2 protein-coding genes are annotated in these 1202 nt (G+C 36.9%); both read right to left on the bottom strand.

Annotated elements, in window-relative coordinates:
* On the bottom strand, positions 1-566 hold a 566-nt coding region (locus tag V7149_RS25620; protein ID WP_335348378.1), incomplete at its 3' end, for a branched-chain amino acid transport system II carrier protein.
* A gap of 328 nt (positions 567-894) precedes the next feature.
* Positions 895-1202, bottom strand: a 308-nt coding sequence (locus V7149_RS25615) for a helix-turn-helix domain-containing protein (protein ID WP_335348377.1), incomplete at its 5' end; no start/stop codon positions are given.

Raw genomic sequence — 1202 nt, 5'->3', positions numbered from 1 at the left:
GTCTGATAGGCACTAATAAAGGCATTGGAAAATGGCGATTTCAAATCTGTTGCAACAGGAGTTCCAATTGGATTAAATACTCCTTTTCCAACAATATATAGAAGAATTAGCACTAATAAAGGCGTTAAAAACTTCCCGATTTTTTCTATAACATTAGATTTATCCATGGCAAAATAAAAACTTATTGCAAAAAAGACGATAATTGTAACAATGGATGGTACTTGAGGAAATAAAGTGTAAACACCAAGCTCATGAGTAGTAGCTGCCATGCGAGGAATGGTGACAAACATACCAATCCCAACCATGAGCAACAGATTAAAAGCTTTATAGAACCACGGACTGATGGGTCTCGTTAATTCTTCAAACCTGCCTCCTGCGTTTAAAATGGCGATGACAGCTAATAATGGGAGTGCAATTCCCGTAACACAGAAGCCAATCAGCGCAGGAATCCAATTCGTGCCCGAGGCGTTGCCAATAGACGGAGGAAAGATTAAGTTTCCTGCACCGAAGTAAATGGCGAATAAGGCAAAACCTAATATAAGACTGTGCTGGACCGTTTTATTCATATTTCTCATCCCTTTCTTTTACCAATAGAAATCGTTTTCATTTTCCTTTTTGCCTTTGCTCTAGGAAGTTCTTCCCGAGCAAGATATCTTTATAAATGCAATTTGCATGCCAACTTTAATTTTAGTAGCTGTCGTTTTAGATTTTTTGAAGATTCTATGACAAGAAAAGTCTTAAACTGACAGGTTTTTCGACAATTTTCTTTCCATTATAATACTTTTCATTATTTTAAATCATGGAAATAATTATTCAGCCAGCATCATTGGTTTCATTAATGGACAAAAAAAGAGGGGGAAAATTTTCTCCCCCTCCGTAAAAAAATCTTTACTATTACCTTAATTGATACTTGTCCAATTTGTATTTTAAAGATTGCTTGGAAAGCCCTAAACGCCTCGCTGTTTCTGCTATTTTTCCGTTCGTTTCATGCAGTTCATTCATGATGATTGTTTTTTCATAGCTTTCAACTGCATCCTTCAACGGCAGCATCTTCGTATGACTAACGTTCACTTTTGCTTCTTTTTCGGAATAATTTCTAATTCGATCAGGAATATCATCGATGGTAATGAGATTTGAACTCACGTTGTTAAAGGCGTTCTCCACCGCGTTCTTCAGCTCTCTAATATTTCCCGGCCAGCTGT

Source organism: Bacillus sp. JJ1503, from assembly GCF_036965125.1.
In the GTDB taxonomy this organism is placed as follows: Bacteria; Bacillota; Bacilli; order Bacillales; family Cytobacillaceae; genus Cytobacillus.
Note: the sequence above shows the minus strand (reverse complement) of the source record. Positions and strands in the feature narration are given on the sequence as shown.